The 22,319-nt window shown below is 50.0% G+C and carries 20 protein-coding genes and 1 tRNA gene; 5 read left to right on the forward strand and 16 right to left on the reverse strand.

The features are described 5' to 3' along the window. Positions 1-69: 69 nt before the first annotated feature. Complete coding sequence (locus I2D83_RS08980; RefSeq protein ID WP_241007294.1) at positions 70-1,470, forward strand: HEPN domain-containing protein; 1,401 nt, start codon at positions 70-72, stop codon at positions 1,468-1,470. 859 nt (positions 1,471-2,329) lie between these two features. Here I2D83_RS08980 and I2D83_RS08985 read toward each other — a convergent pair. From I2D83_RS08985 to I2D83_RS09025, 9 genes are all read right to left on the reverse strand, one after another. Further along, on the reverse strand, positions 2,330-4,936 hold the full coding sequence (locus I2D83_RS08985; protein WP_205947961.1) for a TOPRIM and DUF927 domain-containing protein: 2,607 nt from the start codon (positions 4,934-4,936) through the stop codon (positions 2,330-2,332). Next, positions 4,933-5,100: a hypothetical protein gene (locus tag I2D83_RS08990; RefSeq protein WP_010286537.1), complete on the reverse strand. Its 168-nt coding sequence runs from the start codon at positions 5,098-5,100 to the stop codon at positions 4,933-4,935. Before I2D83_RS08990 ends, I2D83_RS08985 begins: the two co-directional genes overlap by 4 nt. After that, entirely contained in the window at positions 5,093-5,290 is a 198-nt protein-coding gene (locus I2D83_RS08995) for a host cell division inhibitor Icd-like protein (RefSeq protein WP_205947962.1), read from the reverse strand. The genes I2D83_RS08990 and I2D83_RS08995 overlap by 8 nt, the downstream gene beginning before the upstream one ends. Positions 5,291-5,765: 475 nt before the next feature. After that, the gene (locus I2D83_RS09000; protein ID WP_010286533.1) at positions 5,766-5,981 is read right to left on the reverse strand and encodes a helix-turn-helix transcriptional regulator; all 216 of its coding nucleotides are present in this window, start codon (positions 5,979-5,981) and stop codon (positions 5,766-5,768) included. A 193-nt stretch (positions 5,982-6,174) separates the two neighbouring features. After that, positions 6,175-6,831 carry a hypothetical protein gene (locus tag I2D83_RS09005; protein ID WP_100068807.1) on the reverse strand — a complete coding sequence of 219 codons (657 nt, stop codon included), beginning with the start codon at positions 6,829-6,831 and terminating at the stop codon, positions 6,175-6,177. Positions 6,832-6,977: 146 nt separating this feature from the next. Further along, the gene (locus I2D83_RS09010) at positions 6,978-8,228 is read right to left on the reverse strand and encodes an integrase domain-containing protein (RefSeq protein WP_205947963.1); all 1,251 of its coding nucleotides are present in this window, start codon (positions 8,226-8,228) and stop codon (positions 6,978-6,980) included. Between the two features lie 177 nt (positions 8,229-8,405). Then, positions 8,406-8,482 (reverse strand) — tRNA-Pro (locus I2D83_RS09015). Positions 8,483-8,560: 78 nt separating this feature from the next. After that, entirely contained in the window at positions 8,561-10,309 is a 1,749-nt protein-coding gene (yejM, locus tag I2D83_RS09020) for an LPS biosynthesis-modulating metalloenzyme YejM (protein ID WP_015839893.1), read from the reverse strand. Between the two features lie 14 nt (positions 10,310-10,323). Continuing rightward, positions 10,324-10,554, reverse strand: coding sequence for a YejL family protein (locus I2D83_RS09025; RefSeq protein ID WP_015839894.1), 231 nt, complete (start codon positions 10,552-10,554; stop codon positions 10,324-10,326). 217 nt (positions 10,555-10,771) lie between these two features. Here I2D83_RS09025 and yejK point away from each other — a divergent pair, with 217 nt between their 5' ends. Further along, positions 10,772-11,779 carry a nucleoid-associated protein YejK gene (gene yejK, locus I2D83_RS09030; protein ID WP_015839895.1) on the forward strand — a complete coding sequence of 336 codons (1,008 nt, stop codon included), beginning with the start codon at positions 10,772-10,774 and terminating at the stop codon, positions 11,777-11,779. An 86-nt stretch (positions 11,780-11,865) separates the two neighbouring features. Here yejK and I2D83_RS09035 read toward each other — a convergent pair whose 3' ends face one another. The 4 genes from I2D83_RS09035 to I2D83_RS09050 all read right to left on the reverse strand — a co-directional run bounded on the left by I2D83_RS09035 (position 11,866) and on the right by I2D83_RS09050 (position 15,659). Then, positions 11,866-13,014: an acetyltransferase domain-containing protein gene (locus I2D83_RS09035; RefSeq protein ID WP_205947964.1), complete on the reverse strand. Its 1,149-nt coding sequence runs from the start codon at positions 13,012-13,014 to the stop codon at positions 11,866-11,868. 99 nt (positions 13,015-13,113) lie between these two features. Then, on the reverse strand, positions 13,114-13,398 hold the full coding sequence (gene rplY / locus I2D83_RS09040) for a 50S ribosomal protein L25 (protein ID WP_015839897.1): 285 nt from the start codon (positions 13,396-13,398) through the stop codon (positions 13,114-13,116). 258 nt (positions 13,399-13,656) lie between these two features. After that, complete coding sequence (gene radD / locus I2D83_RS09045) at positions 13,657-15,417, reverse strand: DNA repair helicase RadD (protein ID WP_205947965.1); 1,761 nt, start codon at positions 15,415-15,417, stop codon at positions 13,657-13,659. A 2-nt stretch (positions 15,418-15,419) separates the two neighbouring features. After that, positions 15,420-15,659 (reverse strand): YecH family metal-binding protein, encoded by a 240-nt coding sequence (locus I2D83_RS09050; protein WP_015839899.1) that lies wholly within the window; start codon positions 15,657-15,659, stop codon positions 15,420-15,422. Between the two features lie 224 nt (positions 15,660-15,883). Between I2D83_RS09050 and rsuA the strand changes: the two genes are divergently transcribed. The 3 genes from rsuA (at position 15,884) to I2D83_RS09065 (ending at position 18,535) form a co-directional block, all read left to right on the forward strand. Then, positions 15,884-16,579 carry a 16S rRNA pseudouridine(516) synthase RsuA gene (gene rsuA / locus I2D83_RS09055; protein ID WP_015839900.1) on the forward strand — a complete coding sequence of 232 codons (696 nt, stop codon included), beginning with the start codon at positions 15,884-15,886 and terminating at the stop codon, positions 16,577-16,579. 40 nt (positions 16,580-16,619) lie between these two features. Continuing rightward, a complete protein-coding gene (locus I2D83_RS09060) occupies positions 16,620-17,810 on the forward strand; it encodes a Bcr/CflA family multidrug efflux MFS transporter (RefSeq protein WP_205947966.1) in 1,191 nt (396 codons plus the stop codon). Between the two features lie 380 nt (positions 17,811-18,190). After that, the gene (locus I2D83_RS09065) at positions 18,191-18,535 is read left to right on the forward strand and encodes a YejG family protein (protein ID WP_205947967.1); all 345 of its coding nucleotides are present in this window, start codon (positions 18,191-18,193) and stop codon (positions 18,533-18,535) included. Between the two features lie 39 nt (positions 18,536-18,574). On the opposite strand, the gene yejF is transcribed toward I2D83_RS09065, so the two are convergent. Genes yejF through I2D83_RS09080 form a run of 3 tightly spaced genes read right to left on the reverse strand, consistent with a single transcriptional unit; the run spans position 18,575 to position 22,312 of the window. Next, positions 18,575-20,191, reverse strand: a complete 1,617-nt coding sequence (gene yejF, locus I2D83_RS09070) for a microcin C ABC transporter ATP-binding protein YejF (RefSeq protein WP_205947968.1) — start codon at positions 20,189-20,191, stop codon at positions 18,575-18,577. Between the two features lies 1 nt (position 20,192). Further along, positions 20,193-21,218: an ABC transporter permease gene (locus I2D83_RS09075; RefSeq protein ID WP_015839904.1), complete on the reverse strand. Its 1,026-nt coding sequence runs from the start codon at positions 21,216-21,218 to the stop codon at positions 20,193-20,195. After that, positions 21,215-22,312, reverse strand: a complete 1,098-nt coding sequence (locus I2D83_RS09080) for a microcin C ABC transporter permease YejB (protein ID WP_015839905.1) — start codon at positions 22,310-22,312, stop codon at positions 21,215-21,217. The genes I2D83_RS09075 and I2D83_RS09080 overlap by 4 nt, the downstream gene beginning before the upstream one ends. Positions 22,313-22,319 lie beyond the last annotated feature (7 nt).

Genomic DNA, 22,319 nt, shown 5'->3' on the forward strand with positions numbered 1-22,319 from the left:
TTTGTAGATTCATGCTTTTCCTATTCCCTCTAGGGACTTCAGTCAACAACTAACTGAGAGAAAATTAAATTGATTAATCTATCAATAGATGGAGAGAAAAAGTTTGAAAAGCTGCTTATGGAGCTAGCACGCGCATACAAATTATGGATAGATGATCATAATGCCTTCTTTCAGGAGGTGAGCAAGGCCAATCTAATATTTACAATTATCGATCCCCCTTGTAATTTACGCGAGGAAATGTTGAATAAACTGAAAAATCATGAACTTTGTGTTTACCAGTTACATAATACAGAACAGTCATTATCTTTAATTAGAGAGTTGGCAGTAATTATTCGAAGATGTTGTAACTTGAACTGTTTGCCCTATGAGTTACATCCATTAATAGAAGCGATAACATACGAATACGTCAATAATAATCTGGAAAGTTTCTTTGATAGTGCCATGCAAAACGGAAATAATTACAATATTCAGATTGAAATTCTAAAAAATATAGTATCCTGTAGAGTATCAGATTTTAAAAAAGGATTTTCATCTTACGTATATCAATTCCCAATTAGCATTTTTAATTTAGATGGTGAACTAAAACTAAGTGATAGTATTCTATTGGTACCAATAGATCCGATGGACATAACAGAGCAAGAGTTAACTCTGTTTAACGAAACAAGAACATTTGATTGCAACTATTATATTGAAGTTTATGTGAAAACAAAATGTAGTGAGAAACTTTCATTACAACAAGCTGAAAAGGCAAGGGATGCTACTTACAATATTCTAAAACTTTTAGCTACACGTTTATCGCCAAGAGCAATCCCTCTGCTCACTTCCACCGATAGAGTTACACACCCATTCCATTTTTATCGATATGGAAAAAATAGAGAGGATATAAATAATGCAATAACCCGAAACTTTCCAGTTTTTCAATTCGACTCTAAACTTTTTTGGGAAGAGTTTCATAAAAATCATAGTATAAATGGCAGTCTTATAAGTATTTCATTACATATTGTAGAGTTATTGTTAATTCCCAACTTTTCTAGTGAAAGAGTTGTAGATAGATTGGAACGTGCTTTATTATGGTATGGGGACGCTGTTACCGAGTATATTTTTTATCAGCAAATACAAAAACTAGTTAGTTCGATGGAGGCATTAATAAATTTTCGTGATGATGATGCTGGTGATATTACGGAAACCTTTAAGCGTAGAGTTACTCATCTAAATATTACTCATACTGGGCTTAATGATGATATAAAGGAAAAAGCCAGGCAGCTTTATGATGCTCGTTCAAAAATTGTTCATGGGTCATCGCTTGATGAAAGATTTACTTTTTGTATTATAGAATTATGCTCTGAAACCCTACTTAGAGCAATTTATTACTTTTCTCTTTTCGGATTAGAAAAAACTGATTTTAACAGAGCACTACCTAAATTTTTGGATGAAATACCAACAAATGCCGTGCTTAAAAACAATTCATAATTGTATGCTCTAAATAGTTTTATTTTTAGGACGGTGGTAAGTGAGGGAATCCTGATGAGCATTCTCTGGTAAGTATCCGGGTGACAGAACGCAGTCAGCATACGTACAACTTGAAATATGACGAGTATAGAGAGTAATTAAATGTGTGAACCTAGCGTTAATGAATTACCTGATTTTTAGCAACGTCTACGCTGGCATATGAGTGGCCGTCAAAACAAGTTATGACTGGCATACTGAAATGCCGAGCAGATTCTGATAATTGGGCATATATAGAAAATACACCCCAATCTACCATTTTAAGCACGTTCCCCATACCGTTCCCCGCCGCGCCGACTGCGCAAAAAACCTTAGCATTTCTATACATGCGTACCGACCAAAAAATTGATTTCAAATTGAATAAAATGAGGTGTGGTGCGGATTGTAGCGTGGTACGCAGTTCGCACAGCAATGCGCAAAACTGCGTACTATATTGCGCATTTTTCCGTACCCGCTATGTGTCGTTTTGCGCACTTTCTTGCTGGTAATGGTTTAACCCATCATGATTTTTGTGTGCGCAAATTCTTATAGATAAGCAAAAGTGGGTCGGTTCGGTCGGTTCAGTCGGTTCACGTAGTCAACTGATTGATAGATAGGGTAATTATTTTCAGAATTGAACCGACCTATGGGTAGGTTCACGCGGTGTGAAAGTCGGTTCACCAAGCCAGCCAGAAAAGGGGGGGTTTGATTAGGTCGGTTCAAAATGGCTAAAGTCGGTTCAGGGTCGGTTCACTATTCAAATAAAAATAACCATAAATCAAAGTATTAAAATAATGAACCGACTGAACCTACCGAACCGACCTTATTTTACCTTACGCGTGATTTACTCTTCCTCGTCGTCGAGCGTCATGAGCACTACAAAGCGCGGCTGCTTGCCGTCAATGCGCAGTGATTTACGTGTAATGCCTTTGGCGGGTTTATCCAGCATTCCGGCATCGGCCAGCACCTGCGCAAACGCGGCGGCATTGGCACCAGCGGCAATTTCGTTATTGAACACAGCGGGGAAGGTGTGAAACACCAGCGTATCGGCTCCCGGTTTTTTCACCCGATCCCCTGCCAGATCCTTGATCGGTAAATCGCGTGGATCTGGATTGGGATGGGGTAAATAGCGGCTGTAGCCAAACTGGTGCAAAAAGGCGTCGGCCTGTTCTACCCAGGCTTTGGCTTCACGGTTGCCCATGCCAAATTCATTTACCCAGGCATAGAAGCTGTGTTGTAGCGCATCGTGGCATTTTTGCGCCGTCCAGCCAGTAAAAGAGGCAGAGAGCAACAAAGCCGCTTCCAGTACGGCAAAACGTGACGCCACACGCCGCACTTGTTCGCTGGCATCATCGGGTAAGAGTGATAACCAGCGCCGCTCTGTTTCACGGTAGGTTGCCAGCGCATTTTCTTTCTGGCTGGTAAGGTAGGCGATCCACGCTCGACCGACTGCGCCATAATGGGCGTTGCTGGCATCCCGGATTGCGTCGGCATGGGCTTTGCCGTCCTGATAGCCATGAAATACCGTTGCTTTGGTGATTGGGACGTTCAGCAAGCGCACCAATTGACCGGCATTCACCCGCCCCCCGTCAGCGCGGATATAGCTTTCAAGATCGATCTCGCCGGTACTGAACGCCATTGCCCGCCAGCGTTTTAGCTCTCGGTTGCCGCCTTCTCTGGCTCCCTGAATCTTACCCACGCCGTTAAACAGCGCATAGGCGGCATCGGCCACGGCTTTACGATTGCTGCCTTGCCCGATTTCATCCAACGGCATAAAGCCGTCATTATGGGCGGCGGCTTCGTTCACCAGCCCCAACGCGGTGGAATACCACGTTAGTTTAAGCGCGTTAGGATCGCCATAGACGGAAGAGGCGATATTGCCGGTGGTGGTTTTGCCCGCAGAGGAACCGCCAAACAGGTGGACGCCGAACCCGTCCGCGTTTACCAGCCCGATAAGCGGTGCGGCAAAGGCGCAGGCGATCCCCAGCATCATGGAGGGATTACCCTGTGCCAGTGCTGCGACGTTTTCACGCCAGCTTTGCGCCGTTCCGCTGGTGGCATAACCTCTGGCTGCACCTGATTTACCGTTGAACAAGACGGGAATACTTGGTGTACCGATAACGGAACCATCCGGCATCAGGTATGCCCCATGTTGCCAGCTGGTGGCGCTGGCGATTGCCCAGCGGCAACCCGCATGACTGCGACACAAGTGATCGGCCAGTATTGCCCGTAACCCGCCTTTGGCCGTGACTGCCAGCCCACCCGCACGTAATCGCGCCCAGCCTTCACGTTCGCCAATATCTCGCATTGGAATGGCTTCGGTGCGGGATTGGCTCTCACCGCTTGGCGTCCAGCTTAAAACCAGATAACGCTCTGATTCATCCGATCCGATACCCGCTACCGTAATAGGATCAGACAGCCAGCTTTCACGCGCGATAATGTCGCCGCTGTCATGGTCAGTCTTCGGCTCTACCCAATACAGCCCACCATGACGAATATCTGCGTAAGGTTTTAAGGGGGAAGCGGAAGATGGCTGCTGTTTTTGTCCTGGCTGATAAAGTGAAGCAGCAAAAGCCGATATCGATACCGCCGCGCCATGCTGCTGGTAGTAATCATTCCAGTCAGCTTTTTCAGTTGTCGGCGGGAGTGTCACCCAACCGTTTACCGCTAGTGCCGCTTTTTCAGCCGCGATTTTTCCGGTGTTACTACCATCAGGTTTGTTGTCATTGTCCGCAGCCAGGATAATTTTGGTGTCCGGCCAGACTGTACGACAAGACCGCGCAACGTGAATCAGATTCCCGCTGTCTAACGCGCTGATAGCGACACCTTGCATCAGTAACGATGTCGTAAGCGCCGTGGCGTATCCTTCGGCAATGATCACCGTGTCTGTGTGTTCGGGTAGGGTACTAACGGGAATGAATGCGCCTTTCTTGCGGCTACCGGCAATCAGCTTTTTCTCACCATTAGGTTTGATAAGCTGTGCGCCAGTGGTGGTTCCGTCCATGTTTTGCAGCACCAGCAACAGGGAATCATCATCTAAGAGTAGTGAGGGGCGTTGCAGCCCCTTATTCAGTAGATAGTTAGATTGACCGGATACCGATTTCGCCACCAGCGAATTCACCCGTTCGGTAATCGTGCGATTATCAGGCTTCTCACTGGCGGGGGTAATGACGGGCAACGGAAGCGACAGCACCTCGGCGACCTGTTCCGCTGCTTGTCTTGCACCACACTTATTCACTTTCATCACCAGATCCAGCCCGGTTCCTGCACCGCAGTGAGAACAAAAATAAGTGCCACGACCTTCTTTATCGTCAAAACGGTAGCGGGTATTCCCGCCACAGTTGGGGCATTCACTTTCCTGTCGATTGGTCGGGATGCCTAATCGCTGCAAAATCCCTTCCCAATGGCCGTTGGCTTTTGCCCGCACGTCCTGAATAAACGTGTTGCTCATGCGGCTTCGTCCTCCTGCGCTCGGTGGAGCGCATCAAGCCGTTCGGCAAGAATGAACATCAGGATCTCTTTTGCCTGTGGTTCCCTTAACTCCACGATGGCATAAGCCAATGCACGACACTGATCGATCAGTTCTTCCTGTTCCAGCGGTGTGTTATCAAACATGGCGCACCTCCTGCACGGGAATACGAGCAGCAAAGAACAGAATAAAATCAGGCTCAAAATACTGACGAGCGGATCGCTCATTTGGGGCAACAATGGCTTTACGGTGCGGTTTTTCGTGCGGCGTTGTGCGGTAGACCGCCAGAAAGAGAAAGGTGAAATGAGGGTGAGACGGGGTAGGGGTAGCAACCATAGCGGTGGCCTCTTGTACGGGTTTGAAAACCTCACCACACCGCTGTCAATCGGGGTGGTGAGACGTAACAGGGTTGACAGACCGGCGTACAAGAAACCGGCGAGCCCGAAGGCTCCCCCATTACGCCCCACCATAATTTGGGCATAACATGGTTTACGGACGTAAAAAAACCGCATGAAACTAAAGCGGTCGTCCGCTTGTACATTCAGGCTGTCAAACCTGGTCGCCGATTTTGCGGCAACGGCGAAACGATAAGCCAGATGCCCCGCCAGCGTCAATACGTTTTGTATTGGTTTTGCCAAGCGTTGCGCATTTTTATGAGTAATAAAAATAGACTTTCTATTGTGCATGAATAGGGCTGTTACCTGATTTTGGGCGTAATAATGCCCGTTCCGGCCAGTGCCAGATTTTTGGAACATCATATTTTTTGATTCCGATATGCCGCTATCGCGGCAATAAAAATGGATGTGTCGGCTTATGCGGTTTCGGTTTGCTGGTCACGCTCGGCAATACGTTGCCTTAACCAGTCGCTAACTTCATCCTCGAACCAGCCTACGCGCCGTAAGCCAACCCGAAACCCTTTGGGAAATTCTCCGGCATTGATCATTTCCTGAAAGCTGCTGTCCGAGCTAACGCGCAGAATGGCTTTCACTTCTTTCTTTAACAGGATTTTTCTGTCTAACAGGTTCATACGTGTTTATCTCCAATGAAACCGGTGTTGCCCGGTCAGTGCAGATAGTTAAACGGTTTTGTGGGCTAAAGGGTGGTAGGCAATAAAGAGAGTTGGTAAGAGAGAAAATCAAATGAGGTAAAGCATTATGCGAGTTTGGTAACGGCCACCGTCTAACATGGCCGTTATTCTGTCACTGATGCAAATAAGGGCGTTAGCTAACGGGGATAGTCGCCAGTGCTTCCGCAATTAACTTACGGAAAGACTCTGTTTTATCCGGCGTGTTCTCACCAAGCACCGTACCCACTGCCAGCGCTGCATCTTCTGCGAGTTTTTTCTGGTTTAGTTTGTTACCCCATTTATAAACACCGCCGCTTTTACCTTCAAGCGCCTTCGATAAACCAGCGATAAGAAGCAACGCGGTATCACGGTTAGCGAATTCGCCCCAATTTTCTGGTAATGGCGTGTCTTTTTTGGGATCGGAAAAGCCATACCAGGGTGAATCATCGGAAAGTAATTGATTAGCCCACGGCCAGATATCAGCGGCAAGAAATGTGGCATCGTGGATCTGTGTATTGCGATCGATAGTGTCTACATCAATCTGCGTTGTCCAGACATTGGTCGTGTCCCCCCACGCGCTGGTATAAGAAGCTCGGATAGGTTTAATGATACCGAATCTTACTGCTTGAAAGATGGTTTGCAGATAACTTTCTATTTCAGATTCTTGGTAATGGGGAACGGAGTCAGGCAGGTAGTCATCGGTACAATAAGTAATAGAAGTATTATCGCCGCTGTCACCAGCCATAACGCTTGCCACCTGATGTGCAGTGACCTCGATCATTCCCCTCATGTGTTTAGGTATTTTCAGCATAGTCCCTCGGCTGGTATATCAAATAGCACAGCCCCGATGTAAAGGGGCTGGTTAACGGTGTGGGTTTCTTTCGGTTTACACCGGATAAGTGCATTTTAGGAGGGCAACTAACAGGAATCAATAAATAACTGTATATAAATACAGTATTAACTATTGGCGATGCGTAATCCTCTGGCTCCTTCCGATGCCATCACTTTTCCTGTTGCGGCTGTTTCTACAAATTCGCCCCACCAGCACATCAATATCTTGCGTTGTTCCAGGTAGGTAGAGCGGTTATAGGCGCGGCGTACCTCGTTGGTGTCTACGTGGGCGAGGGCGGCTTCGATCACATCTGGCGGGAACCCTTCTTCATTGGCGGCGGTACTGAATATGGCGCGTAGGCCGTGAGATACCAATACACCTTTGTAACCCATACGGCGCAATGCGGCGTTAGCTGTTTGGCTGTTCATAGGCTGCTTCGGATCTTTACTGGATGGAAACAGGTATTCTCGGTGTCCGCTGATGGGCTTCATGGCGTCCAGAATGGCTAATGCCTGCGGGGGCAGGGGAATAATGTGATCACGACGCATCTTCATGCGGCCAGCGGGGATCGTCCAGGTATTATCTGTAAGGTTTATCTCGCTCCAGCGGGTTTCAGCGGCTTCGGCAGGGCGGGTAACGGTGAGTAGCTGCCATTCAATCAATAAGCGGGTCTGTAACTCAATGCTGGCGACCGATAGCGTTTTCATCAAGCCAGGTAATGCCTCTGGCCGAATGGTCGGCATATGGGTTTTCACCGGCGTCTGAAAGGCTTTGCGGATCTTGGCGGCAGGGTTAGCGGGAATCAGCCCGGAGTTAACCGCATAATCCATCACCTCGTTGATTCGCTGGCTTACCCGTTTGACGGTTTCTAGTTTACCGCTGGCCTGTATCGGTTCTAATGCGGTGATGAAGTGACGAGCGGTAAGCTGGGTGATCGGTAGGGTTCCGATGAACGGGAACACGTATTTTTCCAGCGAACGCCAGATATCTTTAATGGTGTTCTCGGCTAGCGGTTGAGACTTTTTTAATTCGTACCAATCAGCGGAGACTTTGGCGAACGTGTTTAGGTTGATGGCTTGCTCTTGTTCGCGCTGCTGTTGCTGGTAGAATTGTGGGTCGATACCTTTACTTATCAGCGCCTTTGCCGCTTCACGCCGTTGTCGTGCTTCGGCCAAAGAAACCGCAGGGAATGAACCAAAACTGATTAATGCACGTTTCTTTGTATCGGGACGATAATAGTTAAAACGCCAGATTTTAGAACCGCTCGGTTTCACCAGCAGATACAACCCATCTCCGTCCTGTAGCGTATATTCCTTCTCGGCAGGTTTGGCGGCTTTGATCTCGGTATTGGTCAGTGGGGTAGTTATACGAGCCATCGTAGTTATACGCTTTTGTAGTTATATGGGGCGGTATAACTAAGCGTATAACTAAACTTTCCGGCTGTAAACGGGGTATCCCGATAGGTAACAGGCAACAAAAAACCCGCAAACTCAGTGAGAATGCGGGTTTCTGCGGGGTTTCCGGTAGTAAACGATACTAACCGGATATGTATTTGGTCGGCACGAGAGGATTTGAACCTCCGACCCCCGACACCCCATGACGGTGCGCTACCAGGCTGCGCTACGTGCCGATGCTATGGGCATTTATACTACCTTTTCTTGACCTTATTGCAATAGCTCGATGGAACGACTGCTTTAGATTTAGGCAGTTAGTTGGCAATAAAGCGTCTTTCGTTCGTTAGTACCTGTAAGAGCAGAGCAAGCTGTGGTTTTTCATCATTCAGCCGATTTCCCTGCGTGTCGTAAGCGCGGTAGTTGCCGTTACTTTCCAGGACGATGAGCTGATCCTGCGTTGTGATTAGCAGTGTGCCGCCGTTACCGTTAATCAACCACGGGTAGCGCCGTTGGGCAGAGAATAAGTCTTCACCCTGTGAATAATCATCCGTGCTGTTTTTAACATGGAGCAGGCGTTGCATCAGCGTGGTCATGACGTCTTTGTTGTCCGTCATTTTCGTAATAGTCTGCGCAGGGGTATTCGGCCAGTGAACAATGAGCGGCGTTTGCCACTGGGTACGGGCAAAACGTGCCGCGTTACTGGTATTGGCATTCTGGTTTTGGGCGGTTGTCACGATGATGACCGTGTTATCCAGAATATTTTTTTCCTGCAAGGTACGAATGATTTGGCCAATCTGGCGGTCAACGTCCTGAATATTCATTCGGCTGTTTGGCTCTGCATCTTTACCAGACGCATTTTTCGGTGCGCTGTTGAGTTCAATGTAAGAGAACCAAGGGGCAGGGTTACTATCGCGGTTGAGCCACTCCTGCCATTGCGTGATGATGACATCGCCGCTTTGCTGCTGCGGCGCAGGCAAGGAGAAATCAGAAAGCAGCGCCTGACGATAAAGTGGGCTGTTGAAGCCGTTCGCTGAAAAGAGTCCGAACTGATAGCCCTGCTGGCTCAATGCGGTGATTAACGCTGAAGGTTTACGCGCGCTCAGGACGCCATCCATATAGGTCGTCGAGAGGCCGTAGAACAGGTTAAACAAGGCCGCATCTGGCTGCGAACCCGAATCGTAATGATCGCTGAAGCGCACGTTTTCTGCGGCGAAGCGCGACAGGTTCGGCATGCGGTTTTGTATGGCATCAGGTTGCGTATCGTCGATCATCACCATCAGCAGGTTGTAGCCGCTACCGTTATCGCGGAAGGTGATGTTATTGAGCGGATACTCCACCGTTATGGCTTCAGGGTTACCCTGCTGCGTTAGCCGGCGCTGATATTCCTGTGCATCCAGCAGGCCATGTTTTTCCAGAAAACGGCGAGCCGTCATCGGATAAGACAGCGGCAGGTTGGCGCGTTGCATCGTAATCGGGCGATAGAAATTTGCATCGGCCCAGATGTACATCAGGTGCGATGCAAAGAACGCCGAGATGAAAACGCCCGCCAGCGGTTTGCCAAAGTGGCGGCGGTTTAGACTGCGTAATTTTTGCCAGCACCAGGTGCCGAACAGCATTTCCACCATGAAAATCAATGGAATGCCGATAAACATCCACTGCCAGTCGCGGGCAATCTCCCCTTGTCCCGGATTGACGACAAGTTCCCAAACGGTGCTGTTGAGGTGCAAGTGAAAACGTGTAAAGACCTCAACATCCACTAACAGTATCGTCAGCCCAGCCGTTGCCAGCGCCGCAGACAGGAATCGCAGCAGGCGCTGCGACATCACAATAAACGTGAGCGGGAAGATGACCAGCAGATAGGCGGCAAAGACAATAAAACTAAAATGACCAAGCCAGCTAACCAGCGCGTAAATTCGACCGAACAGGGAGATCGGCCAATCGGCAACAAACAGATAGCGGCTACCCAGCCCCAAAGTGAGCAAAATGTTGAATAAGGCGAACCAGTGTCCCCAACTGATCATCTGGGAGACTTTTTCGCGGTAGCGCTGACGGTTGGTTACCATACGTTGGTCAAAACTTAGTGAGCTTTATCGGCTTTTTTAATCGAAGCCTGCAGGGCTTCAGCGAAAGAACGCGCCATAACCTGACGTTGCGCAGGCGCGATGCTGGTGTTAATCAGGTTTGTCACCATATTACCGAGCACCATCAAAGCAAGATCGGTCGGAGCGTGGTGCTTTTCCAGCACATTGACCATCTCAGAAAGCAGTTGTTCAACGTGTTCGTCACTATAACGGGATGATTGTGGCATAAAATGGCGTATCTCAAGCTGGTAAAGTCGCTTATCTTACCGTATAGGCTTATGCTTTTCCGCACTTTTATCATTACCGTATTTTATTACTGGCGTGCTTCTATCAATAAGTAGTGTAGACGCTTAGCGCGCGTACCGGTGCGAAGGGCGGCTTTATGTGTTGCGGGTCGTCCGCATCAATGCTTGAATACGCGCCTTGCCAAAAGGAGAGTTTATCATGAGTCTGGATATCGCCCAGATTGCCCTGCATCAGCTAATTAAACGTGACGAACAAACGCTGGAAATGGTGTTGCGTGATTCCCTGCTGTCGACCAATGCGGCAGTTGAAGAGATGATGGCTGAATTGCATCGCGTCTACAGCGCCAAGAGTAAGGCCTATGGGCTGTTTAATGAGCAAAGCGAGCTGGCGGATGCGCTGCGTGCCTGTCGCAAAGGGGATGAGGACTTTCTGAGTTTCTCACGCGCTGCGACCGGACGTCTGCGTGACGAGCTGGCGAAGTACCCGTTTGCCGAAGGCGGTATCGTGTTGTTCTGTCAGTACCGTTATCTGGCGGTCGACTACTTGCTGATATCGGTGCTCAATAGCTGCAACAGCATGCGGGTTAATGAACAACTGGATATCAGCACCACGCATTATCTGGATATCAATCATGCCGATATCGTTGCACGTATCGATTTGACCGAATGGGAAACCAATCCAGAATCTACGCGCTATCTGACGTTCCTGAAAGGCCGCGTCGGGCGCAAAGTGTCTGACTTCTTCATGGATTTTCTGGCCGCATCGGAAGGGCTGGACACCAAAGCACAAAACCGTGGCTTGTTGAAAGCGGTCGATGAGTATTGTGATGAAGCGCAGTTAGATAAAAACGAGCGTCAGAACTATCGTCAGCAGGTGTATAGCTACTGCAATGAGCAATTGCAGTCCGGTGAGGAAATTGAACTGGCGTCGTTGTCGCAGGAACTGCCACCGCTGGGTGAGAAAACTTTTCAGCAGTTTTCAACTGAGCAGGGTTATGAGCTGGAAGAAAGCTTCCCTGCCGATCGTGGCACACTACGCCAACTGACCAAGTTTGCGGGCAGCGGCGGCGGCATCAGTCTGAATTTTGATGCGCTGTTGCTTGGTGAACGCATTTTCTGGGATCCGGCGACGGACACGTTGACGATTAAAGGCACGCCGCCGAATCTGCGCGATCAGCTACAGCGTCGGACGAGCAGCAGCAAGTAGTCGGCATCACTTCAGAAGACGACGTTGCCCTTTTTCTTATCGTCAGGAAAAGGGCAGCGACTGATAATGTCTGGAAACGAGAGCGGTTAGAAATATTTAAGCCAGCGGATGTCTCGGCGGCGGGCTTTCAGGCGGGCAAACGCTTGAACCGGCGAAAATAACACGACCATCAGCACCAGAGCACACCCCCACAATTGCCAGACGGCGGAAAAGCCGAACCACTCTCCCTGATTTTTCCCCCAGACTGCGACAGCGGTTAAATACATGCCTTTTAAAACATACAGATGCAATAGGTAGAAAAACATTGGAGCGGCACCAAAGCTTGCCAGCATCACAAGCCAGCGCTTCTGTTGCTGACGTTCAAATACGGCAAGCAGGCACAGCCCGATGCCGAGTGTCAGGCAGAGAAATAGCAGCGATGGCGGATATTTCGTGATGTTGAAATAGCTCATTAGTGTATAGGTGATGACATCACTCTGCTGCCAGGGCTTGTCGCCATAGAGATTGATACTGCGTAGCACGAAGAACAGCGCGAGCGTGATTCCCGCCGCGATGAGTAAGACTTTCTGGCGCTGAAGCGGAAAAACGTCTTTTCGGTATAGCACACCAGCCGCATAGCCAAGTGAAATGACACCAATCCAGGGAAGTACCGGATATGAGGTCCGCATACGGAAGGTTTCGCCGATTTCTATCCAACCGCGATCGTGCAGTATCGCCCAGGGAATGGACCAGATGGAGTTTGCGGAAGCATGCAGAGGATCTAGCAGATTGTGTCCGCCCACGATAACGACGCCGAGTATGAAAACCAGTCCGGCAGGGAGCCAGATCAACGCGCTGAGGGCGATCATGCTCATACCTATGGCCCAGATGACCTGTAAATAGATGACCTGCGGTGGGAATTGGAACGTCCACGCGAAGTTGATCAATGTGAGTTCAAGCAAAATAAGAATTAAGCCGCGCTGGAACAGGAAGAGGGCGGTTTGTCGGCGATCTTGTACTTTCTGCTGGTAAAGCGCCGCGGAAAGCCCGGTTAAAAAGACAAACACGGGAGCACATAAATGTGCCAGCGTACGGTTGATGAATAGCATGGGGTCGGTGCTGGTGACATCAATCGGATCGGCGAGTTGCAGGTGCAGATAAAAAGTCTCCCTCACATGGTCTAGTAGCATAAGTATCATCACCAGACCGCGCAGGGCATCAATAGCGATAAGCCGCTGTGGAATACCACGAGACATGTTCACATTCCTTTGTGAATGAACAAATTTTTATAAAAAAAACGCCGCATAAGCGGCGTTCTTCTTTTCCGGCGTCCCGGAAAACAACTTCAGCGCAAACTAAACGCGTACGAAGTCGATGTGAGTCAGTTTTGGCTTGTAAACGTGACGTTGTACAGCCTGAACTTTAACTTGTACTTCTTTGCCATCGATAGACAGAATCAGTGCAGTACCGTAGAAGCCTTCTTTCGCTTCCTGGTTTTTCACTGAGTCGTGATCCAGTTCGATAGATACTGGTGCTTCTGAACCACCGTAAACGATGGCTGGGAATTTACCAGCGGAACGCAGGCGGCGGCTCGCACCCTTACCCTGATCCTTACGTACTTCTGCTTTGATAGTAATCATTTTATTCTCTACTTATAAAAGTAACCCTGCTACAGGCGACCCAGCAGCAGGCGGGGTTATTCAGCTTTTGCGAACAAAAGCGGGCTGAATTCTAGCGGAATATGCCCTTGCGGGCAAATGAATCTCAGCATTACTCGTCATACTTCAAGTTTCATGTGCGTTGGCAGCGTTCTGTCACCCGAATCACTTACCTGAGTAAGCTCATCGGGATTCCTTCACTTGCCGCCTGCCTGAAACTCGAATTATTTAGAGTATACTTTAGCCGCGGAGCTCATTGGCGCGACGAAATCGTCCCTGATAATCAAAGAGCTTTTCACGGATTTGCCAGAATTTTCCGTGTTTGCGGGCGACAACAAAGTCTGGGGCGCGAAGTAAGGCCTGCTGCGCGATAACGTCGGCGGCATGCTGCCAGTTAAACGGCGTTCCCGGTGCTCGCTGATGAACGCGTAAAAACTGTTGCAGGAAAACATGGCGTTGCGCGGTGGAGTGCAGGCGAAAACGTTCGCTCACGTCGGCCCCGTCTTCATCGTGGTAGATGATTTTCAGCCATTCCCCTTTCGCATCCTGCCCTTGCTCGAAGCTCATGCCACTACAGCGTAAAACCAGTGCATCTTTCAGCTTCAGCGCTGCTTTCAGCATATCGTCGGGATCGACCAACACCTCATCACACTGGTGGCAGCGCCGCGCCGCGATATCGTTTTCCGCGCCGCAGTGCGGACAGACTTTAAACCGAAACCGGAAATCACACTGTTGGCGTTGGCCATTTTCCGCCATTTCCCAACCCTGGCAGCGGCGACCATAGTGTTCGATGACGTCGCCGTCTGGAGTGGTTTTTCCCCAAAACAGGTTGGCAAAGCCGCATACGGGGCAGAAGACCTGCACCGGTTGGCTACCGGCATGCGGCTTGCTGTTGCCGACTTCTGGCGTATAGAGATCGTGTGGATTGCCCGCGTAATCCAGAATCAGACAGTCCGTTTTTCCCGGATATAAGCGTAAACCACGTCCGACGATTTGCTGGTACAGGCTGACGGATTCTGTTGGGCGAAGGATAGCGATAAGATCGACATGTGGAGCATCAAAACCCGTTGTCAGCACCGCCACGTTGACCAGATATTTCAGCGACTGCTGTTTAAAGGCGTCAATCAGCGCATCGCGCTCGGCTGCTGGTGTATCGGCGCTGACCAACGCCGCCTGGTCAGCCGGTAACAAGGTCGTAATTTCTTTGGCGTGTTCGACGGTGGACGCAAAAATCATCGCCCCGCGCCGTGTTTGCGCATAATCGATGACTTGGCTGATGATGTGCGGCGTAATGCGTTGCTGACGTTTGAGTTCGAGGTTCAGATCAGCCTCACTGAATAGCCCGTTGCTGCGGGCGGCGAGTTTGCTGAAATCATACTGCACCACGGGCATATCCAGTCTGTCAGGCGGCACCAGAAAGCCATGTTTGATCATATAGCGCAACGGCAGTTCATAGATACAATCACGGAACAAACAGCGCTCATCACCACGTATCATGCCGTGATAGTGATACTGATATATCCAGCCTTTGCCAAGCCGATAAGGCGTGGCGGTTAAGCCGAGCAACCGCAGCTGCGGATTGGTTTTTTGCAGATGCTGGATGATTTGTTGATATTGGCTGTTATCGTCGTCGCTAATACGGTGACATTCGTCAATGATCAACAGAGAGAACGCATTGTCGAACTGGTCGAGGTTCCGTGCGACAGACTGCACACTGCCAAATACCACTTTTCCCTGACTTTCTCGCTGTTGCAGCCCGGCGGCGAAGATATCCGCATCAAGCCCCCAGGCGCAGTATTTGGCGTGGTTTTGTGCGACCAGCTCCTTAACGTGCGCGAGCACCAGCACGCGGCCGCGTGCGAGTCGCGCCAGTTCGGCGATAACCAGACTTTTCCCCGCGCCGGTGGGCAAAACAATGACGGCCGGCTGGGTATGACGACGAAAATAGTCGAGTGTGGCGGAAACAGCCTCACGTTGGTAAGGCCGTAGCGTGAACGACATAACTAGTGCTGACAGATTTTACTGGCGCTGGTAGTAAAGCCCGCATCCTGCGGGATAAATTTTCCGCGTTCAGACAAAAACTGTACCAGCATCGAGGCCGTCATATTTTCGGCGGAACAGGTATGAAAACGCGCCTCGTTGCCGAAGCGGGCTTCTATCGTGCTAATCAGCTGTTCGGTGGTAAATGACTCACCGGATGCGATCATCATTTGCAACACTTCATGACCGTGAATAGATGACATAGGGTTGTCCTTAAAATGTAAAAAATTGCCCTTATTATGCCTGTTGATAATACCCGGCGCGAGGGATAAGCAAAGGTCATGCAGCGTGAAGGCCTGCTAAAAAGAGCAACGTATGGACGGTGAATTGCAGGACGCGTGAACAAACCCCCGTTATACTACCCCCTCACAATTTAGGGTCTCATGATTTGAGACAGGCAGTTATTTGAGATAGGTAGTGAGCTTTAATGCGATTGGACAAATTTTTATCCCAGCAGTTGGAAATTAGTCGTTCACTGGTGGCGCGTGAGCTCCACGCGCAGCGCGTTACCGTAGATGGTGAAGTGGTAAAAAGCGGTGCGTTCAAGTTATCCCCTGAACATAACGTTGAATTTGATGGTAACCCGCTGAAACAGCAGAACGGGCCGCGTTATTTCATGTTGAATAAGCCTCAGGGCTACGTCTGTTCAACGGACGATCCCGATCATCCGACTATTCTTTATTTTATGGATGTGCCGGTGGCGTACAAACTGCATGCGGCAGGCCGACTGGATATCGATACCACGGGATTGGTGCTGTTAACTGATGATGGGAAATGGTCACACCGTATCACTTCACCTAAACATCAGTGTGAAAAGACCTACCTGGTGACGCTGGAGCAGCCGCTGGCTGAGGATACCGCCGCACAATTTACGGCGGGCGTGCAGTTGCATAACGAGAAGAATCTCACCAAACCCGCTACGCTTGAGAAGATAACGGATCATGTTGTTCGACTGACGATTAGCGAGGGTCGCTATCATCAGGTGAAAAGGATGTTTGCGGCGGTGGGGAATCGGGTCGTGGAACTACACCGCGAGCGTATTGGTGACATCTGGCTTGATAGCGAACTGGAACCGGGAGAATTCCGGGAATTAAGTGATGAAGAGATCGCCAGCGTAAAATAAAACGGTTCAGAACGACCTTCTTCCTAATTTGGAGTTATTAGTGCAATTACGCCGTTCTTCTCATCTCGGGCTGATATTTATTCTTGGCCTGATTTCGATGCTAATGCCGTTAGCCATCGATATGTATTTACCTGCGTTACCGACTATTGCCAACGAGTTTGGCGTGGAGGATGGGCACGTCCAAATGACGCTCAGTACCTATGTACTGGGGTTTGCTATAGGCCAGATGTTCTACGGGCCGATGGCGGATAGTCTGGGGCGTAAACCTGTCATTCTTGGTGGTACGCTGGTTTTTGCGTTCGCAGGCGTGGCCTGTGCGCTGGCGCAAACGGTAGAGCAACTTATCTACATGCGCTTCCTGCACGGAGTTTCTGCAGCAGCAGCGGCGGTGGTGATTAATGCACTGATGCGCGATATGTTCTCGCGGGATGATTTTTCTCGCATGATGTCGTTTGTCGTGTTGGTGATGACGGTCGCACCGCTCATTGCGCCGATTGCTGGTGGCTGGCTGTTGCTGTGGTTTAGCTGGCATTCTATTTTCTGGACGATCTCCGGTGCGGCGTTTCTGGCCGCAGCGCTGATTTTCTTTTTTATCAAAGAAACCTTACCGCCAGCGAAGCGGCAGAAATTTCATCTGCGCACCACCATCGGGAATTTTGCCATCCTGTTCCGCCACAAGCGGGTGTTCAGCTATATGGTGGCGAGCGGACTGTCGTTTTGCGGCATGTTTTCCTTCCTGAGCGCCGGGCCGTTTGTGTATATCAACCTGTATGGTGTGTCACCTCAGAATTTTGGCTATTACTTTGCCCTGAACGTCGTCTTTTTGTTTGTGGTGACATTGTTTAACAGCCGCAATGTGCGACGGTTGGGGGCATTGGCGATGTTCCGTGCGGGGCTGGTGATCCAGTTCGCGATGGGAATATGGCTGGTGATTGTCTGCCTGTTCGATCTCGGCTTCTTACCGCTGGTGTTTGGCGTAGCGCTGTTTGTCGGCTGTATTGCGATGGTTGCGTCGAATGCGATGGCGGTCATCCTTGATGATTTCCCCCATATGGCAGGTACGGCCTCGTCGCTAGCAGGAACGCTGCGCTTCGGTCTTGGTGCGATTGTAGGCGTTCTCCTCTCGCTGGCCTCATTCAACAGCGCCTGGCCGATGGTGTTATCGATGGCATTCTGTTCGATTGGTGCCTTTCTGCTGTATCTGTACGCGAACCGCTCGGCAGCGTCCTGATTTTCCCTTCTTCTCAGGTGTAGGAAAGGTGTTCCTGCATCTGAGTCTGTTTTCTTCTTTCTTCATTTCCTTTGTGACGGCGAGCTCCTGCATGGCTTTTGTTTTGCTAATGTAAAATATTTGACCCAAAGGTGAACAAATGGGTCGAAAAGGGTTGAGATATTAAATGGAAAAGGTTACATATAGCCGGAAAAGAAGAAAAAATCGTGATCGGTTTGGCATTAATAGTGCTTGCAATCAGGCTTGTTAACCACTATTACGATATGAAAAAAGCGTGCTTGTTGTTTTTTTGTTCATGAAAAGTGGCAAGAAATGGTGTGAACACGCTACTATGATAAATATGTTACTATTTTGTGAATTATTACCTGAGGAAAACAGTAGTGGACAGTTTGCAACTTTCGGTAGTTCATCGTTTGCCGCAAAGTTATCGCTGGTTATCGGGTTTTGCAGGCGTCAATGTTGAACCGATTCCGCTGAGCGGCAGAGAAGAAGAGAATAACCTGATTGGCCTCAAGCTGTTGAGTCATGACGGCGATATTGCATGGAAAATCATGCACCAGTTACATCAGTCTCTATCTGAAATTCAGGTTGAATGCGCCGTTCTGGAATGGGAAGGCGAACCGTGCCTGTTTTTGCATCGCAATGATGAAAGTACGGCAATGTGCCGTCTGAAGAACGTCGGTGTCGCTATCGCTGAGTCCGTATCGGCACAATACCCCTTTTAAACCACAGCGTCAGAAACTGGCGCTGTGGGATTCTCTCATCTATGCCGACGGTGTTTCCGTCGAGTAAGATGAAAACTGTAGTAATTCCCGCGTGTAATGTTCAGCAGGGTGCGTGAATACCGCTTTGCATTCCCCTTGCTCAACCACTTCGCCCTGTCGTAACACAATCACCTGATGGCACAGCGAGCGGATAACCTGCAAATCATGACTGATAAACAGATAGGCGATCTTGTGCTTTTCCTGCAATGATTTCAGCAATGCCAGAATTTGTGCCTGAACCGTTCTGTCCAGCGATGATGTCGGTTCATCAAGGATCAGCAACTCCGGTTGCAGTATCAGGGCACGAGCGATAGCGATACGCTGGCGTTGGCCGCCGGAAAACTCGGAGGGATAACGGTAGCGGGTCGTGGGATCCAGCCCGACTTCCTGCATCGCTTCAACCACACGCTGGTCGCGCGCTTCTTTGCTCAACTTATGATGAACGGTCAACCCCTCAGCAATAATTTGCTCCACATTCAGCCGCGGGTTCAGCGCGGAGTTCGGATCCTGAAAAACAACCTGAATCCGATGGCGGAAAGGCAGCATTTGCTTACGGGTGAGTCCCTGTAAGGGCTGGCCATCAAACCAGATATCACCGCGTGATTGAATCAGGCGCAGTAGCGCTAACCCGGTCGTGCTTTTACCTGAGCCGGATTCTCCTACCAAACCGAGACTTTCGCCGCGCCGCAAGGTGAAATTGATATCGTTCACTACCTGTTTTTCATCAACCGTACGGCGCAAAAGGCCGCGTTTGATAGGAAACGAAACGTGCAGTTTTTCCACCCGCAGGAGTGGTTCACCGTTATCTGTCACCGGAAGCGGTTCGCCTGAGGGTTCTGCATCCAGCAGCTGGCGCGTATAGGGGTGCTGCGGTGCACTGAAAAGTTGCTGACAGCGATTGTGCTCCACGGCCTGACCAGCTTTCATGACCGATACGTTATCCGCTAACTGGCGGACAATATTCAGGTTGTGGGTGATGAACAGTAAACTCATTCCCAGTTCCTGTTTCAGCTCGTTCAGCAATTTCAATATTTGCGCCTGAACGGTCACGTCCAACGCCGTCGTGGGTTCATCAGCAATCAGTAAATCCGGCTGTGTCAGTAGCGCCATTGCAATCATGACGCGCTGGCGTTCCCCGCCGGAAAGCTGGTGCGGAAAATCATTCAATCGGCTTTTCGCCTGACGAATCCCTACGCGATCCAGACAGGTGATGACTTCGCTTCGGGCTGCCTCGGTGCGCATGCCTCGGTGAAGTGAAAGCACTTCAATCAGCTGTTTCTCAATGCTTTGCAAAGGATTAAGCGACACCATCGGTTCCTGAAAGATCATTGCAATCCGATTGCCGCGTATCTGGCGCAGTGTTTTTTCATCAGCATGCAGCAGCGATTGTCCTGCGAAGCGGATATCTCCATGTGGATAAATGACGGGCGGGGAAGGGAGCAAACGCAAAACCGACAGCGCAGTGACGCTCTTACCCGAGCCTGATTCACCGACCAGCGCCAGCGTCTCGCCGGCATTCACCGTCAGTGAAAGCTGGTCAACAACGCGCTGCTCCTGATCGCCTTTGCGGAAGGCAATGCTGAGATTATCTATCTGCAATAAAGGTGAACTGGACATATTAATGCGCCTTGCTAGGGTCAAAGGCGTCGCGCACCGCTTCGCCGATAAAGATGAGTAAGGAAAGCACGATGGAAAGCACCATAAACACGGTAATACCCAGCCACGGTGCCTGAAGGTTATTTTTCCCTTCCAGCAATAAGGTACCTAATGATGGCGAGCCCATCGGTAGACCAAAGCCGAGAAAGTCTAACGATGTCAGCGTGGTAATCGAGCCGCAGAGAATGAAGGGCAGATAAGTCAGCGTAGCGACCATCGCGTTTGGCAGCATGCAACGGAACATAATCGCGCGATCGCTGACGCCCATCGCCTGCGCGGCGCGAATATAGTCAAAGTTGCGGGTACGCAAAAATTCGGCCCGTACTACGCCAACCAGGCTCATCCAGCCGAAAAGGACGGTAATGCCTAATAGCCACCAGAAATCCGGCTGAATCACGCTGGACAGCAGGATGATGAGAAACAGTGTTGGCATGCCGGACCAGACTTCGATAAAACGCTGACCCCAGAGGTCGAGACGCCCGCCGTAGTAGCCCTGTGTCGCCCCGACGGCGATACCAATCACGCTGGACAGGATCGTGAGCGCCAGACCAAACAGCAGTGAGATGCGGAAGCCATACAGTACCTGTGCGACCACGTCTTTCCCCTGACTGTCCGTGCCCAGCCAGTTTTGCCAGTTTGGTGCGGATGGGAAGGAAGCCGTCGTGGCGTAGTTGATGGTGTCATAGCTGTAGTGAATCAGCGGCCAGATGGCCCAGCCGTGGCTGTTGATACGTTCGGCGATATAAGGATCTCGGAAGTCTGCGGTGGTATCCAATTGCCCGCCGAATGTCCTCTCGCTGTGGTCAATGAGCGCTGGCGTATAGAACTGGCCGTCATATTTCACCAGCAGCGGTTTATCATTGGCGATAAGCTCGGAAAACAGGCTGACGATAAACAGCACCATGAAAATCCACAGCGACCAGTAACCGCGGCGATTACTTTTAAAACGCGCCCAGCGCGCCTGATTAATCGGGCTTAAGCGGCTCATTGGCGTCCCTCAAAATCGATACGCGGATCCACCAGCGTATAAGTCATGTCACTGACGATATTAAGCAGTAGGCCGATCAGCGTGAAGATATACAGCGTACCGAACATGACGGGATAGTCACGTTGCAGCGTCGCGTCATAGCCCAGCAGGCCTAACCCGTTGAGCGAGAACATCACCTCAATCAGTAGTGAGCCGGTGAAAAACATACTGATAAAGGTGGCGGGGAAACCGGCGATCACCAGCAGCATGGCATTACGGAACACATGGCGGTAGAGAATACTTTTTTCATCCAGCCCTTTAGCGCGTGCGGTAACCACGTATTGCTTACGAATCTCATCCATAAACGAGTTCTTGGTGAGCATGGTGAGGGTAGCAAAACCGCCAATCACGGACGCGATAACGGGTAATGCGATGTGCCACAAATAGTCGGTAACCTTGCTGTACCACGGCAGAGTATCAAAATTGCTGGAAACCAGCCCTCGAAGCGGGAACCAATCTAGATAACTGCCGCCGGCGAACAGCACAATCAAAATGATCGCAAACAAAAACGCCGGGATCGCATAACCGATAATGATTAACGTACTGCTCCAGGTATCGAAAGGCGTACCGTTCTTCACCGCTTTCTTGATGCCAAGAGGAATAGAAATCAGGTAGACGATCAGCGTACTCCATAGTCCCAATGTGATTGATACCGGCATGCTTTCTTTAATCAGTTGCATCACCGAAGAGCCGCGAAACAGGCTGTCGCCGAAGTCAAAACGTACGTAATCCCACAGCAGTTTAAAATAGCGCTCATGGATCGGTTTATCGAAGCCATAGCGTTTGGTGATTTCCTCGATGACCTCCGGGTCGAGCCCGCGTGAGCCTCTATAAGCATTCTCGATATTGGGGGCACCGCTGGTGCCAGTACGTGCCATTCCTGCATCCATTCCGCTATTGGCGGTATAGCCGCTGCCGTGTCCCATTTCAATTGCCGCGATGGCCTGATCCACCGGGCCGCCGGGGGCAATTTGTACAATGAAAAAATTAATCGTGATAATCGCCCACAGAGTTGGAATGACCAGCAAGAGGCGGCGTAACAGATACGTTCCCATATTGATT

It is taken from the genome of Pectobacterium aroidearum, from assembly GCF_015689195.1.
In the GTDB taxonomy this organism is placed as follows: Bacteria; Pseudomonadota; Gammaproteobacteria; order Enterobacterales; family Enterobacteriaceae; genus Pectobacterium; species Pectobacterium aroidearum.

Excerpts from the sequence above, each read along its gene's own strand:
- I2D83_RS09075 (WP_015839904.1), bottom strand. The coding sequence starts at position 21,218 with ATGAGCCGCTTAAGCCCGATTAATCAGGCGCGCTGGGCGCGTTTTAAA.
- I2D83_RS09035 (WP_205947964.1), bottom strand. The coding sequence starts at position 13,014 with ATGTCTCGTGGTATTCCACAGCGGCTTATCGCTATTGATGCCCTGCGC.
- I2D83_RS08985 (WP_205947961.1), bottom strand. The coding sequence starts at position 4,936 with ATGAGCAACACGTTTATTCAGGACGTGCGGGCAAAAGCCAACGGCCAT.
- yejM (WP_015839893.1), bottom strand. The coding sequence starts at position 10,309 with ATGGTAACCAACCGTCAGCGCTACCGCGAAAAAGTCTCCCAGATGATC.
- yejF (WP_205947968.1), bottom strand. The coding sequence starts at position 20,191 with ATGTCCAGTTCACCTTTATTGCAGATAGATAATCTCAGCATTGCCTTC.
- I2D83_RS08990 (WP_010286537.1), bottom strand. The coding sequence starts at position 5,100 with ATGTTTGATAACACACCGCTGGAACAGGAAGAACTGATCGATCAGTGT.
- rplY (WP_015839897.1), bottom strand. The coding sequence starts at position 13,398 with ATGATTACTATCAAAGCAGAAGTACGTAAGGATCAGGGTAAGGGTGCG.
- yejK (WP_015839895.1), top strand. The coding sequence starts at position 10,772 with ATGAGTCTGGATATCGCCCAGATTGCCCTGCATCAGCTAATTAAACGT.
- I2D83_RS08995 (WP_205947962.1), bottom strand. The coding sequence starts at position 5,290 with ATGGTTGCTACCCCTACCCCGTCTCACCCTCATTTCACCTTTCTCTTT.
- I2D83_RS09050 (WP_015839899.1), bottom strand. The coding sequence starts at position 15,659 with ATGTCATCTATTCACGGTCATGAAGTGTTGCAAATGATGATCGCATCC.
- I2D83_RS09010 (WP_205947963.1), bottom strand. The coding sequence starts at position 8,228 with ATGGCTCGTATAACTACCCCACTGACCAATACCGAGATCAAAGCCGCC.
- I2D83_RS09000 (WP_010286533.1), bottom strand. The coding sequence starts at position 5,981 with ATGAACCTGTTAGACAGAAAAATCCTGTTAAAGAAAGAAGTGAAAGCC.
- I2D83_RS09005 (WP_100068807.1), bottom strand. The coding sequence starts at position 6,831 with ATGCTGAAAATACCTAAACACATGAGGGGAATGATCGAGGTCACTGCA.
- rsuA (WP_015839900.1), top strand. The coding sequence starts at position 15,884 with ATGCGATTGGACAAATTTTTATCCCAGCAGTTGGAAATTAGTCGTTCA.
- I2D83_RS09025 (WP_015839894.1), bottom strand. The coding sequence starts at position 10,554 with ATGCCACAATCATCCCGTTATAGTGACGAACACGTTGAACAACTGCTT.
- I2D83_RS09080 (WP_015839905.1), bottom strand. The coding sequence starts at position 22,312 with ATGGGAACGTATCTGTTACGCCGCCTCTTGCTGGTCATTCCAACTCTG.
- radD (WP_205947965.1), bottom strand. The coding sequence starts at position 15,417 with ATGTCGTTCACGCTACGGCCTTACCAACGTGAGGCTGTTTCCGCCACA.